At 62.7% G+C, this 13,917-nt stretch carries 11 protein-coding genes; 6 read left to right on the forward strand and 5 right to left on the reverse strand.

Annotated features, from left to right (window positions below):
* Positions 1–38: 38 nt before the first annotated feature.
* Entirely contained in the window at positions 39–1,115 is a 1,077-nt protein-coding gene (gene corA / locus DSOUD_RS14965; RefSeq protein ID WP_053551765.1) for a magnesium/cobalt transporter CorA, read from the reverse strand.
* Positions 1,116–1,350: 235 nt separating this feature from the next.
* Here corA and DSOUD_RS14970 point away from each other — a divergent pair, with 235 nt between their 5' ends.
* Positions 1,351–2,649 (forward strand): M48 family metallopeptidase, encoded by a 1,299-nt coding sequence (locus DSOUD_RS14970; protein ID WP_279330581.1) that lies wholly within the window; start codon positions 1,351–1,353, stop codon positions 2,647–2,649.
* Positions 2,650–2,655: 6 nt separating this feature from the next.
* On the opposite strand, the gene DSOUD_RS14975 is transcribed toward DSOUD_RS14970, so the two are convergent.
* On the reverse strand, positions 2,656–3,693 hold the full coding sequence (locus DSOUD_RS14975; RefSeq protein ID WP_053551766.1) for an acyl-CoA thioesterase: 1,038 nt from the start codon (positions 3,691–3,693) through the stop codon (positions 2,656–2,658).
* A gap of 24 nt (positions 3,694–3,717) precedes the next feature.
* Entirely contained in the window at positions 3,718–4,551 is an 834-nt protein-coding gene (locus tag DSOUD_RS14980; RefSeq protein ID WP_053551767.1) for a hypothetical protein, read from the reverse strand.
* Between the two features lie 305 nt (positions 4,552–4,856).
* Here DSOUD_RS14980 and DSOUD_RS14985 point away from each other — a divergent pair, with 305 nt between their 5' ends.
* The gene (locus DSOUD_RS14985) at positions 4,857–5,870 is read left to right on the forward strand and encodes a transglutaminase-like domain-containing protein (protein WP_053551768.1); all 1,014 of its coding nucleotides are present in this window, start codon (positions 4,857–4,859) and stop codon (positions 5,868–5,870) included.
* Between the two features lie 78 nt (positions 5,871–5,948).
* Here DSOUD_RS14985 and DSOUD_RS14990 read toward each other — a convergent pair whose 3' ends face one another.
* Entirely contained in the window at positions 5,949–8,354 is a 2,406-nt protein-coding gene (locus DSOUD_RS14990) for a DUF3536 domain-containing protein (protein WP_053551769.1), read from the reverse strand.
* 326 nt (positions 8,355–8,680) lie between these two features.
* Between DSOUD_RS14990 and bamJ the strand changes: the two genes are divergently transcribed.
* The 4 genes from bamJ to DSOUD_RS15010 all read left to right on the forward strand — a co-directional run bounded on the left by bamJ (position 8,681) and on the right by DSOUD_RS15010 (position 11,478).
* A complete protein-coding gene (gene bamJ, locus DSOUD_RS14995; protein ID WP_053551770.1) occupies positions 8,681–9,382 on the forward strand; it encodes a BamJ family beta-barrel-assembly machinery protein in 702 nt (233 codons plus the stop codon).
* A 92-nt stretch (positions 9,383–9,474) separates the two neighbouring features.
* Positions 9,475–9,903, forward strand: a complete 429-nt coding sequence (locus tag DSOUD_RS15000) for an FKBP-type peptidyl-prolyl cis-trans isomerase (RefSeq protein WP_053551771.1) — start codon at positions 9,475–9,477, stop codon at positions 9,901–9,903.
* Between the two features lie 233 nt (positions 9,904–10,136).
* Complete coding sequence (locus tag DSOUD_RS15005; RefSeq protein ID WP_053551772.1) at positions 10,137–10,877, forward strand: response regulator; 741 nt, start codon at positions 10,137–10,139, stop codon at positions 10,875–10,877.
* Positions 10,846–11,478 (forward strand): DUF924 family protein, encoded by a 633-nt coding sequence (locus DSOUD_RS15010; protein ID WP_423739488.1) that lies wholly within the window; start codon positions 10,846–10,848, stop codon positions 11,476–11,478. The genes DSOUD_RS15005 and DSOUD_RS15010 overlap by 32 nt, the downstream gene beginning before the upstream one ends.
* Positions 11,479–11,909: 431 nt before the next feature.
* Here DSOUD_RS15010 and DSOUD_RS15015 read toward each other — a convergent pair whose 3' ends face one another.
* Complete coding sequence (locus DSOUD_RS15015; protein ID WP_053551774.1) at positions 11,910–13,913, reverse strand: ATP-binding protein; 2,004 nt, start codon at positions 13,911–13,913, stop codon at positions 11,910–11,912.
* Positions 13,914–13,917 lie beyond the last annotated feature (4 nt).

Below are 13,917 nucleotides of genomic sequence, written 5' to 3' on the forward strand. Positions count from 1 at the left end.
AACCTTCCAGACCTGAATATTCCATTGTGCCCCTGGCGCTACAGCCATTTTTTCCTGCGGAAGAAAAGGAGCATCCCCGCGGCACTCGCAATCATCAGCAGCCAGAGGAGGGGATAGCTGTATTTCCAGTGCAGCTCGGGCATGTACTCGAAATTCATGCCGTAGATCCCGGCAAAGAAGGTCAGGGGAATGAAGATGGTGGCGATGATGGTCAGCACCTTCATCACCTCGTTCATCCGGTTGCTGACGCTGGACAGATAGAGGTCGAGCATCCCCGAGATGATGTCGCGAAAGGTCTCCACCGTGTCGATCACCTGGATGGTGTGGTCATAGATGTCGCGCAGGTAAAGTCCGACCCCTTCGGTCACCAGGGGCGACTCCTCCCGCTGCAGGCTGCTGACGACTTCGCGCAGGGGCCAGATCGACCGACGCAGGAGAATCATCTCCCGCTTGAAATGGTGGATTCGGGTCATCGTGTCCCGCCCCGGATCGAGGACCAATTCCTCCTCGAGAATTTCGATCTCGTCACCGATCTTCTCCAGGATGGCGAAATAACTGTCGACGATGGAATCGATCAGGGCGTAAGCCAGGTAGTCGGCACCCATCCGGCGGATGCGCCCCTTGCCGAGGCGCAGGCGCTCGCGGACGGCGTCGAAGACATCCCCCTGCCGCTCCTGAAAGGAGATGACGTACCCCGGTCCGAGAATCAGGCTGACCTGCTCGGTGCTGATCTCGCCGCGCTCGCCGTTGAACTGGAGCATCTTCAGAACCAAAAAGATGTAATCGTCGTAATTTTCGAACTTGGGGCGATGTTCGGTGTCGAGGATGTCCTCCTGCACCAGGGGATGCAGACCGAATCCGTTGGCCAGCGCCTCGATCTGGCCGATTTCATGGATGCCGTCGACATTGATCCAGCTCACCGTCGGCGTCTCCTTGTACGAACAGCATTCGGCAATCTCTTCGCCGGAAAGAGCCCGCTCTTCAAGGTGTTCCGAGGTGTAATCGAGGATCTGCACCCGGATGCGTTCGGCCTTGCGCTCGCCGACGTGAACCAGGGTCCCGGGAGCCGACCCGGCGATCTTCGGCGTTTTCTTGACGAGTTTCTTTCTGCGCATCCTCACTCTCCATGCCGCCTGCCGCGCCGGGCAGAGGGGGGAAATAGCCATCAAGCCTGCTCAACTATAACCGAAAAACCTAATGATTAAAGGAGTATTTGCCCTCCCTCGCCTCTTTTGCCGACACCCCCGCTCCGCCGCCCGTCGCGGGGGCGTGACCAGGGCGTCCGGCAAGAGGAGCGGCGCTTTTGAACGCCGGCGATGAAACAAGGCGACCGCAGGACCCTCGACCGGGGTGAACAAATCGGCTACAATCTCGGCCATGATCCCGATTCTCCTCCTCTATCTCCTCACCCTGGCCTGCCGCCTGCTACTGCGCACCCTCAATTTACGCCATCTGGCCCGGCACGGAGAGATCGTTCCGCCGGGATTCGAAAAAGCCATCGACGGCCAACTTCTCTCCCGAAGCTGCGCCTACACCGGCGCCTTAAGCCGCCTCGGCCTCTGGCAGATGCTGGGTGGGAACCTCGTCCTCCTCGCCTTTCTCTTCGGCGGCGGCCTCGTCCTCTACGACCGCTGGATCGGCGATTTCGTCCCCTCCTTCGTCGGCGGCGGGGTCGTCTTTTTCCTCGGCCTGCAGCTCTCGGCCACCGTTTTCACCCTCCCCTTCTCTTTCTATCGCACCTTCGTCATCGAGGAGCGCTACGGTTTCAACGCCACGACGCCCCGTCTGTGGCTGGCCGACCTCCTCAAGTCGAGCCTGATCTCCGCTGTGATCCTGAGCCTGATGACCGCCGCAGCCCTGGCCCTCGTCGCCGGAAGCCCGCAGCTCTGGTGGCTGGCCGTCTGGGTCCTGTTCACCCTGACCTCCCTCTTTCTCATCCTTTTCTCCCCGGTCCTCATCGAGCCGCTCTTCTTCAAATTCGAACCGGTCGGAAGGGAGCCGCTGCGGACGAAAATCGAGGGGTTGACGGGGCGGGCGGGCCTGCGGGTGAGCCGGGTCCTGCAGGTCGACGCTTCCCGTCGCAGCCGGCATTCCAACGCCTATTTCACCGGCATCGGCCGGGTCAAGCGCATCGTCCTTTACGACACCCTTCTCGAGGAAATGAACGACGACGAGATCCTCGCCATCCTTGCCCACGAGGCGGGACACTGGACGTTGGGACACATCAGAAACCGCCTGCTGTGGAGCGGACTCCTGTCCCTGGCCGTCTGTTACGGGAGCTTTTTGCTTCTCGGATGGAAGGGACTCCCCGGCCTTCTCGGCCTGGAGCAGGCCTCTTTTTTCGCCCGGGTGGTCATCCTCGCCTTTGTCGCCCGGCTGGGGGCCTTTTTCCTCACCCCGGCGCAAAGTTACCTCTCCCGCCGCCACGAACGGCAGGCCGACGACTATGCCGCCGCCCTCTCGGGGAAGCCGGAAGCCCTCGCTTCGGCGCTGGTCAAACTCTCCCGGAACAATCTCGCCAACCTCCACCCCCACCCCCTTTATTCGGCCTTCTACGACTCCCATCCGCCGGTGGTGCAACGGGTGGCGCAGCTCGACGCCGCAGCCAGAGGGCACCGGGCACCTCGAAAAACGAAAGGGAGAAAATAGAGCGGCTCAGCGGTGCCGGGCCAGGTCCTCGTGACGACGGTAGGCGGCGAGGAAGCGGGCGTCCTCGGCGTAGGTGACGGGATAGATGGTCGGCACCGGCTGGTGCACCAGGTTGCGATCGACGTTGACGAAGGTGAAGAGGCAGGAGTTGGAGAGGGCCTTGGTGGTGCGGTCGCGGCTGATGCGCTCGATGCTCGCCTCGACGCCGATGGAGGTGCGTCCGGTGTAAACGACCCGGCTGGTGTAGTGGAGCTTGTCGCTGAGGCGCACCGGATGAAAGAAATTGATGCGGTTGACCGCGGCGATCACCGGGCGTTCCGGAGCCACCAGTTCGGCGCAGATCGAGGAGAGCTCGTAGGCGCGGCGGATCAGATAGCCGCCGAAGATCGTCGTCGGCACGTTTTCCTGCTCGGGGTACATCCGCTCCCAGGAATCGGTCACCAGGGAGCCGGCGAGGATTCCGGCAAAACCCGACTGCTCCTGCTCGCGGTGCAGCCGCGCCAGAAGCTCGAACTCCTCGCGACTCGGCGGCTCGAGGGCGGCGGCGCTCTCGGCGCGATAGGCCTCCCTCCCGGCGATGGCCTGCTGGGCCCGGCGCTTTTCCAATTCGTCCCGGTACTCCAGAGGCGGGAGGGGAATCCCCCGGGCCTCTTCCCCCTCCAAGGAGCGGGCCACCATGGTGAAGTAGCAGGAGGCGACGTGAATGGCCGGTTCTCCCGTCTGCTCGACGCGGATCCCCACCTCCATGGAGGTGCGGCCGACATGGTTGATCTGGGCGTAGAAGCTGAGATCGCGGGTCACGTCGGCGGCGTGGCGCACGAGGATGTTGTCGATGGCCGCCGTCACCACCCGCGCCCCGGGCGCAAAGCGCCGCACATAGCCGAGGGCGGTATCCTCGGCGAGCTTGTCGAGGACTTCGAGGAGGAGACCGAAACGCAGATTCCCCTGGAGAGGTTCGTCGACCACCATGAAGCGGCGGCGCAGAGCCGGGTCGCTCCCCAGGGGGAGGGTGCGGGTCAGGGACGTATCCTTGGGACGGAGCATGGCAGTTGTCCTGGAAAAACGGGATCAGTGGGGCAGGCGGACGAGGGTCTCCTCGAGCCTGAGGAGCCGGCGGTCGATCTCATCGAGGCGCCGCAGAATCTGCTGATTGGTCGTGTCGGCCAGGGCGGCCTGCAACAGCGGACCGATGAGTTCGGGATGGTTCTGCGCGTAACCGGCGCCGAACTGGCCGTCGATCTGGGCGACGATGGTGGCCATGGGGTTTGGGGTCGAAGGAGCGGCGCTTTCCCGGGGAGCATCCGCCTCGGCGATGACCAGTTCCGGCTCCCCTTCGTCCGCGCCGCCGGCTCCCTCCTCCCCGGAGGGGGGGGAACTCCCGACGAGGGGAGCCTTGTCCTCCTCCTCGATTTCGCCGCCGGCCGCAGCGGCGGAAGGAGGATCGAGGTCGGCAAAGCCCATTTCCAGTCGGGCCAGTCCCCGCACCGCCGCCGGTTCGACGGGTACCGGTTTCACCGCCGGCTCGACGGCACCCATCTCCGGAGGGGGAGTCTTCTCAGCCGAAAGGGGCGCAGGGGACTTTTCGGCGACGGGAGGAGAGGGGGGCGGCGGCGCAGCGGACCTCTCCTCCGGGGCCGGACGGAGGGGGGAAGGGACGGGTGCGGCCGGGGCGGGTGGGGGCGAAGCGACCGCCCGGAGGGGTGCCGGATTGGCCGAAGGAGAAACTTCCCGGGAGAGTGCGGCCGAGCGCGGGGAGAGAGAAGAGGTTTCCGTCTCGCTGCCGAGCCTGATGGTCATGCCGCACTTGGAGCATTTGACGACCTTGCGGAGCAGGTTCCCCGTCTCGGGTGGAATCTTCCTGCCGCATTCGGGACATTTAATTTCCGCCTTGTTCGACCGCATCGACTCTCCTGCCTTTCATTTGTGGAAAAGCTTAACATTCCCGCCGAGCAGGCACAACTCAAGATATGGATCAGGGCCTCAAATCCATGCCTTCGGCGCCGGAGAAGGCCGCTGAACTCTTGCCATGGCTCCCGGACCCGGCCCGGCAAAGGAGAGGAGGCTGAACCCGACGGCTGCAACCCGTCCCCGATAAAGCATAACAGATCCCGATTCGTGCAGGGATTTCCATCAGGATTAACTATTGGACATCCGCCCCCCGGCGCTGCTAGCCTCCCGCCATACATTCCCACTCGAGGAGCGCCGCAATGAAACGCTTGTTCACTCTGTTCCTGACCCTCCTCGCCGCCCTGGCCGGGACCTGCGCCCTGGCCGCAAGCCAGGGGGGGACCGTCACCCAGGTGTTCGACCTCTCCGCCCGGACGGAGCCCGGGGAGACCCGACTCTGGATCCCCTATCCGGTGTCGGATGCCAATCAGGTCGTCAGCGCCGTGCGCATCGACGGCGATTACGCCGAGGCGGCGGTCTACACCGACCGCGTCTTCCGGACGCCGATGCTCTTTGCCCGCTGGGCCGATGGGGCCAAGAGCCGCAAGCTGACCTTTGCTTTTGCCGTCGAGCGCCAGGAGGTCATTCGCCGCGATTTTCCCGCCCGGGAAGGGGCCTGGGATCCCGCCGACTACGCCCCCTACCTGGAGGCGACCGCCCTCGGCCCCATCGACGGCGCCGTCAAGGTCCTCGCCGATCGCATCACCCGGGGACAGGGGACCGTCGCCGGCAAGGCGCGGGCGATCTACGACTGGACCTGCGACAACATGTACCGGGACCCCAAAACCCGCGGCTGCGGCCCGGGGGACGTCTGCACCCTGCTGACGGCTCCCGGCGGCAAATGCGCCGACATTCACTCGGTCTTCGTCGCCCTCGCCCGGGCCGCAGGCGTCCCCGCCCGGGAAGTCTTCGGCATCCGCCAGGGGAAGGGCTCGGAAGAGGAGATCACCGGCTGGCAGCACTGCTGGGCCGAGTTTTTCCTCCCCGGCTACGGCTGGGTCCCCGTCGACCCGGCGGATGTGCGCAAGAAGATGCTTACGGAGAATCTCGCCCCCGAATCCCCCGAGGCAGCCGAATACCGGGCCTACTTCTGGGGTGGGATCGACCCCTACCGCATCGCCCTCGGACACGGCCGCGACCTGACCCTCAACCCGCCCCAGCAGGGGGCTCCGGTCAATTACCTGATGTACCCCTACGCCGAGATCGGCGCGACGACCCTCGACTGGCTCGATCCGAAGACCTTCGGCTACCGCATCACCTGGCGCCCCCATTAGCCCCGGCTCCAGCCTGACAGACAGAGAAAGGGCCGCCCTGCCGGGCGGCCCTTTTTTTTCACCGACGAATCCGTCGTCTCAGGAAATCCGGATCTGCAAAAGATCGCCGAGACGACGGAAGCTCTCCTGCCATTCTCCGTTTTCGCCGCCGGAGAGGGGTTTCAGGGCATGGTGGGTGTCCCAGTAGAGGTTCTGTGCCTTCCAGAGATCGACCTCGAGGGGAAAGGCCTGCAGGACCTCGAGGGTTTCGATGATGGTCAGGAGGAGCGCCATGTTGCGCGGTGTGCGGGAGAGTTTCTCCATCTGCCGCAGCAGCTGGCGCCCGGCGGCCAGGGGGAGCATCGGGTCGTCGAGGGTGAGTCCGAGCTTTTCCACCTCCTCGGCCAGGTCGTGCAGCCGGCGGGGATGCAGGGGACCGTTTTCGAGGAGATCACGGAGCCGCCCGGTCAGGACCTGTTCGGCGGGGACCTGCAGCGCCGCCGGGATCGGCATGCCGATCCCCCTGAGGAAGCGCAGCAGGGTGAAGTTGTCGGCATAGATCGTCTGGAAGGCGGCGGCGACCAGTTCCAGGGGCTGGGCCATGACCTGGCCGAGGACGCGCCGCTGTTCGTCCCGGAAGAGGTGCCAGAGGGAATAACTGCTGGTGCCGAAGTGCTGATCCATGAGACGGATCACTCCGGGGATGTCGCTGCGGCCGAAGGCCTCGGAGAGGGAGGAGCTCAGGGAGGCAAAGGCCTGCCCTCCGCCAAAGGGGCGGACACCCGCATTGACGTTGTGGCCGCCGAGATTGAGGACGGCGAAGGCGAAATCCTCCTCATTCCAGGTAATGGAGGAGCGAATACGGGTACGGCCGACGGTCAGCTTCATCCGTCCGCCGGGGAAGTCCTGCTGTTCACAGTCGGTGGCGCTGTAGCAGTAAACTTCCCGCCCCTCGGTCTCGGTGCCGCCGAACCCGGCGACGATGGCATGATGCGCCGCCACCCGCGGCAGGTCGAGCCGGATGGCGGCGACCAGGTCGCGGTAGATCCGCGCCCCGTCCCCCTTGCGCGGATCGTTGCTCGGCACTTCGGAGAGCCGCTGCACAAAGTCGTCCTCGAGTCGCACCCCGCAGGCCTCTTCGGCCAGCTGCACCGCCCGCCCGGCGTAGGCGAGGATCTGGGTCGTTTCAATTCCCGACACCTCGTCGAAGAACCAGCCGCAGCTGGTGTACATGAGCATGGCCTGGCGCTGCAGCTCCAGAAGGCGCAGGCCCCGCACTTCTTCCTCCGGATTCAGCACCCGCCCGGCCTGGGCCTGAAAAAAGGAGCGGACCGTCTCGGGGGAGCGGTCGAGAAGGACCTCGATGTAGGCATCGCGCGCCTTCCAGGGGTCGGCGAAAAGGCTCGCCGCTTCCTTTTCGAAGAGGAGGGCAAGGTCGTCGCGCAGCCAGTCGAGAGCCGCCCGCAGCGGTGCGCGCCAGGCCTGGGTCCACCCCGGTTTGCCGCCGATGTGACAGCCGCAGTCGGAGCGCCAGCGCTCCACCCCGTGGGCACAGCTCCAGGAGGTGTTCTCGGCGATCTGCACCTCGAAGGCCGGGGGGTAGGTGGCGAGGAATTCTCCGTAATTGGTGATCCGGGCCAGCTTGCGCCGCTCGATCTGATCGAGACAGTAGGCCAGGGCCATCTCGCCGAAGCGGTGATGGTGACCGTAAGTCTCGCCGTCGGTAGCGACATGGACCAGCTCCGGCCGGGAGTCGGCGGAGGGATTCCCCACAAGGCGCTGGAGGAAATGCTCGCCGTCCCTCAGAAGCCCGCCGAAGGCGATCTCCTGAGCCAGGGGCCCGTCGTAGAAAAAGAGATCGATGCTCTTCCCCGAGGGGAGGGGGCAGCGATAGGGGATGCGCGGGTCGACCTTTCCTCCGGAGACGTCCTGCCAGCGCTTCTCCCCGAGGGGGCGGATCCGGGCGGCCTGGTGGGGGGCCAGGATGGTATAGGTGATCCCTTCGCCGGCGAGGACCTCCAGGGTCTCGAGATCGACTGCGGTTTCCGGAAGCCACATCCCCTCCGGCTCCCGCCCGAAGCGGCGGCGGAAGTCGCCCAGACCCCAGGCGACCTGGGTCGCCTTGTCGCGGCTGTTGGCCAGGGGCATGATCATGTGGTTGTACCCCTGGGCGATGGCCGAGCCGTGCCCGGCAAAACGCTGGCGGCTGGTGCGGTCGGCATCGAGGATGGCCAGGTAGGTATCCGGGCGGTGCTTTTCGAGCCAGGAGAGGAGGGTCGGACCGACGTTGAAGCTGATCTGCCCGTAGTTGTTGACGATACGGCCGATGCGCCCCTCCCCGTCGAGGATGCGGGCGACGCCGTTGGGCGCGTAGCACTCGACGGCGATGCGCTCGTTCCAGTCGTGAAAAGGGTAGGCCGAATCCTGAAGCTCGATATCCTCGAGCCACGGATTTTCCCGGGGGGGCTGATAAAAATGGCCGTGAATGCAGATGAAGGGTTCCATGGCGATACGGCTCCATTTCTTGAATATAATCGCCCGCAGTGGGGATAAAACAAACTCTAACAAGGAACTGCCGGCAGGCAAGAGTCCCCGGCCGAAGCAGGGAGACCCGGAAAAAGGATATATCCGCCGGCGGAGGATGCCAAGGTTAATCGGGGGATGGAGAGCTCCCGGGAAAAGGGGGCCGGGCCCCGGACGGAAAAGATTGCCGCCTTGCCCGGCGCCAGACTATTGACAGGGCGCCTTCGGGCGGGTAGTGTTATCAGCATTTACTCGAAAGGGCTCCCCTGGGATTTATTGTCTCCATTCAAGCTAGGAAAGGACATTTCATGAAAAAGAAAATGGTCGTTACCCTGTGCACCCTGACCGCCCTGCTGATCGCCACCGGCTGCACCGCCCAGCAGAAGGAACTGGAACTCAAGACCGACAGGGAAAAAGCCAGCTACAGCATCGGCATGAACCTCGGGAAGGATTTCAAGAGCAAGGAGATCGAGATCGACGCCGACATCCTCGCCCAGGGAATCAAGGACGTTTTTTCGGGGGGCAAGGTCCTCCTCACCGAAGAAGAGTCCCAGAAGACCCTGATGGCCCTGCAGCAGGAAATGATGGCCAAGCAGGAAGCCCGGAACGCCGAGATGACGAAAAAGAACAAGGCCGAAGGTGAGGCGTTCCTCGCCGCAAACGCCAAGAAGGAGGGGGTCAAGACCCTCCCCAGCGGCCTGCAGTACAAGATCATCGAAGAGGGGACCGGCAAGACCCCCTCGGCCAGCGACACCGTCACCGTCAACTACAAGGGGACCCTGATCGACGGAACCGAGTTCGACAGCTCCTACAAGCGCGGCCAGCCGGCCACCTTCCCCGTCGGCGGCGTCATCGCCGGCTGGACCGAGGCGCTGCAGCTGATGAAGGAAGGAGCCAAGTGGCAGCTTTTCATCCCCGCCGACCTCGCTTACGGCGAGCGCGGCGCCGGGCAGCTCATCGGCCCCAATGCCACCCTGATCTTCGATGTGGAACTGATCTCCATCAAATAATACCCCGGCTTCTGCCGGACAAGACGGGGCCGTCTGCGCCAGCTACCGCTGCGCAGACGGCCCTTTTTTTACCCGAAGGAAAGGAATCATTCATGACACACGTTCAGCAGGGAAACCTGGTCAAAGTTCATTACACCGGTCGTCTCGAGGACGGCACCGAATTCGACACCTCCGCCGGAATCGAGCCGATGGAGTTCACCATCGGCAGCAGCGAAGTCATCCCCGGCTTCGAGCAGGCGGTCCTCGGCATGGTCCCGGGCGAAACGAAGACCGTCACCCTGGCAGCGGAGGACGCCTACGGCCCGCATCTCGAGGAGATGATTGCCGTCGTCGAGCGCAAGGACATCCCCGACGACGTCGAACTGATTCTCGGCCACCAGCTGGAAGTGACCCAGGACGACGGCAGCTCTTTCGTGGTCATGGTCACCGAATTGACCGAAGAGTCGGTGACCCTCGACGCCAATCACCCCCTGGCGGGCAAGAATCTTGTTTTCGACCTGAATCTGGTGGAAATCGTCTGACCCCCTGATTCGGAGTCAAAAAGCCGGTCAAATGACCGGCTTTTTGACTCCGGACCGCCGCCGGGACCCGGCGGAAAAGCTCCGAGGCTGCATCGGCCGGGAAAGAAGCGAATTCGTGCTGAAGGCTCCCCGTGGACCCTATCTTGCATGAAAACCGGTTGTCTCGTTTTCCGGGGAAGACCCCGGAAAACGGAAAATCAATACCCTTTAGCGGGGGAGGGGAGAGACGCGACGTGGAAAAGCGAAAGATTCTGGTGGCGGCGCAGCGGGAAATCCTCGAAGCAACAAAACACTCCTTTTTCCAACGGGTCCACTACGATCTTCTGGTGGTGCACGACGGGGAGGAGGCCTTTGCGGCGATCGAAGCCGAGGATCCGATCCTGGTCATCCTCGCCCTCGAGATGCCGGTCCTCGCCGGTGACGCCTGCTGCCGCCGGGTCAAAAACGACCGCCTGTTGCGAAAGACGCCGATCATCCTCGTCGCCCCGGGAGACTCGGAAGAGAGCCTGGAGCGCTGTCGCCAGTCGGGGTGCGACGCCTTTGCCCTTTCCCCCCTCGAACCCCGGGAGCTTGTCACCACCGCCAGTCAATTCCTCGGCATCGGAAAACGGCTCGAACGCCGTATCCCCGTCGACCTGGCAACCCGCTACGGTCCCCTGTCCGGGGATACCTTCCCCGGCCGCGTCGTCGATCTCACCGGCGGCGGGGTCTTTATCTCCACCACCAGGCTACTCCCCATCGACACCCGCCTTACTGTTGAATTTTCCCTTCCCGGCGAAGCGGAAGAGACCCGCTATCTGGGGCGGGTCTCCTGGGTGAACCACCCCGAATGGATGAAAACTTCGCGCCGGGATGTCGGGATGGGCGTCCAGTTTCTGGATTTGCCCCCGGACAGAAGCGCCGCCATCCTCAGGTACCTGGCCGAGCTGGACCAGGACCGGGTTGCGGCCATGGCCTCCGGCGATGAAGAGTGAGCCGGAGCGGGCCGAGGAGATCCTCCGTTTCTGGTTCGGCCCCCGCCCGGCCAATGGAGCGCCCCCGACGGAGCGGATGCGCTTCTGGTTCGGCGGCGACGCCGAAACTGATCAACTGATCCGCCACCGCTTCGCAAACGACCTCCCCCGGGCCATGGCCGGAGAATACCGGCACTGGAGGGAAACGCCCCGGGGGACCCTGGCGCTGATCCTCCTTCTCGATCAGTTTCCCCGCAACATCCACCGCCAGACTCCGGCCGCATACGGTTGTGACGGCTGCGCCCTCGAAATCGCCCTGGAGGGACTCGCCCGCGGCCAGGACAGGGGACTGGCCGTCGTCGAGCGGGCCTTCTTCTATCTCCCCCTGGAACACAGCGAAGATGCGGCCCTCCAGCGCCGCTCCGTCGCCCTCTTTACCCGGCTCCTCGAGGAGGCGCCGCCGGACCTGAAGAAAATGTGCGAAGGGTTTCTCGACTATGCCGTGCGCCACGCGGAGATCATCGAGCGTTTCGGCCGGTTTCCCCACCGCAACGCGGTTCTCGGCCGGACCTCAAGCGTCGAAGAAGCCGAGTTTCTCCGCCAGCCCGGCTCCTCATTCTAGGATCCAGACGGCTTCTGGAGTAGAGGGGCGGAGGTTCAAATCCTCTCAGCCCGACCACGCAAGCCAACCCGAACACAAAAAGAGCCTACGGTACCGCTAAGGTCCGTAGGCTCTTTTTCTTGGTTGGACCTCGTTTCTTTTCCGTCGAAGAAGGTGGCAGCGAGACGCCTGACGCTGTCCAGGTATTTTCAGCACAGAAACCCGAGCACCTTCCTTGCCAGGTCCGGGCAGGCCGGGAGGTCCGAGCTACCTCCTCCCTCCTTCCCTCTCCGGAAGTCCGCGCGAACCAGTCTCCGTCCTCAGCGTCTTCTCAGGTTTTGGATGCCTTGACAATTTCGGCTACGAAATCTCGAAACTCCTCGGCGATTTCTTCCATGGATCAAACCTCCGCCGGGGTGGCCTCGGCGTTCTTCAAAGCCATAAATGTGCCCCTATATTCCAAGCTTTTGGAAGAATATCTGGTTGCGCATCTTCGCGTCCTTAAGCACCTTGTCCCAGCTCATGACCTCGACATAGAGGTTGATGTTACCCATCCAATGGAACCAGCCCAACCGATCCGGCATGGGCGTAAAATTCTTCTCGCGCTCCAGCCAGGTTTCAACTTTGGCCGTCAGGTCGCACACGATATAACCATAGAACGGTGTGTTCTCCGCGACCAACATCTTGCGGCCTTCGGGGGTCCTGTATTTGCCGTCGCGGATGTTGTTCACGTAGCGCACGATCTGCTGCACCGGGTCCTCGTGCGAAGACGGGTTCACGAAGTCGTCCCTCTGCGGTTTCTTGAACTCGAAGATGGTGATCGGATTACTCGCCTCGTTGTCCCCGCGGAAGAGTACTCGCTTGTTGTAGACCAAAAGGTCGGGACGGTCGGCATTCTTGCCGTCGAGCGGAACGTCGGAGGATACCCAGGTCGTGAAGTTCAAGCGCTCGTCCACGATCCAGAGGTTGTGGTCGTGAAACGGCGTGGCGTCCGAGTCGCCCTTGCGCGGAAAGATGATGTCGTGAACCACGCCTTCTGAGGAATAGGCTCCAGATTCATCCAAATTGAGACTTTTGCCGAAGATATCCAGGATAGTCCGGCGCAGGGCGATGTAGTGGATCAGGTCGTTTTTGCTAGTGTCGGAGACCTTGCTGACGATCTCTTTCACACTGTCCTTCACTTTCTCCAAACTTGGCTCCGTCAACAGCTTCGCTACCTCTTTGCGGATTGTGACTTCCTGCGCGAACTTCTCCTTCTGGAGCCGTGCCTCGATCTCCTCGTTCGTGGGTTTGTAAGGCATGCTGGTCAGATCGAGCTTCTCCAGGATCGTCTTGTGCCAGGGCGCCTCCTCGTCCACGTAGGTTTGCACGCGCTCCTTCTTGCGTTGCTGCCGGAAGGTGATATCCGCGCCCATCGTCTCACGTGCGATCAGGGCGGTGTCGTGCTCAATCTGGGTTTGCCCGATTCCGAGAGTGAGATCGCTCTCCATCTGAAACTCGAACCCGCCGCGCTCCAAGGAAACATTGCGATCCAGATAAGGGCTGAACACATAGGCTTTAACGATGTAATTGCGCTCACGGTCGATCTCCCCGTTCCTGTCCTTTTCGAAGAATTCATCTTCGAACTCGGGGATGTATTTGTGAATCGCAGAGCCCGCGACTTCGCGCTTGTGCGCGACAAGGCTGATCCGGCTTTTCTGTTTGCCCGGCGAATAGAGCTTGAAGACCCGGACCAGGAAATCTTCATCCGTCTCTCGGGCTTTCAGGGTGAATGTTTTTCGCTCAACACCAATTTCTCGGATTACGGCGGACAGTTCATTGTTGACGAAGTCATTCAGGCGGATCGCGCCGCTACCGTCCTGCTCGCAGAGAACGATGTCCGGGCAGACGTAATCCTGCGTAATAAAGTATGGAAGTAGACGTTCCACAAGGTTGCGGGCGATGGTCAAGAGCTTTTTGTCGAATCCCCGCCCACCTTTAAGCATGGCGAGCGTCACCGTCGATCCCGTATCCGTCCCGTCTACCGCGGCGACCTTCTCGCGCACGATGATCTCATGCTCCTTGCCCATTGAAAAACTGCGGAGCTTGAAACTGTCGCCATCGCGGTAGACGCTCTTGACATGCAGATCCTCGAAATATTTGAGGCCGGTGAAACGCCCAAACCCTTTTCCGCCTTCCTCGATCTTTATGTCGGTATAGAGCGTATCGAAGGACTTGCGGTGCGCATCGGTGAAGCCAATGCCGTTGTCCTCGATATCGAAACCGATGACCTCCGGCAGGCTGTCATCGAGCTCGGGCTGGGTACATCGTTGCACCCGCGCCAGCACTTTGCCATCCCTTCGGCCCGCTTCGTCTATGGCCTGAATTCCATTGACGATCATCTCGACAACAGGGGTGTAAACGGTCGTGTTCGTCCGGATGTTCTCGACGGCCCGCTTGATATTGACGTTGCTCATTCAG

The sequence above is a fragment of the Desulfuromonas soudanensis genome (assembly GCF_001278055.1).
GTDB classification, from domain to species: Bacteria; Desulfobacterota; Desulfuromonadia; order Desulfuromonadales; family WTL; genus Deferrimonas; species Deferrimonas soudanensis.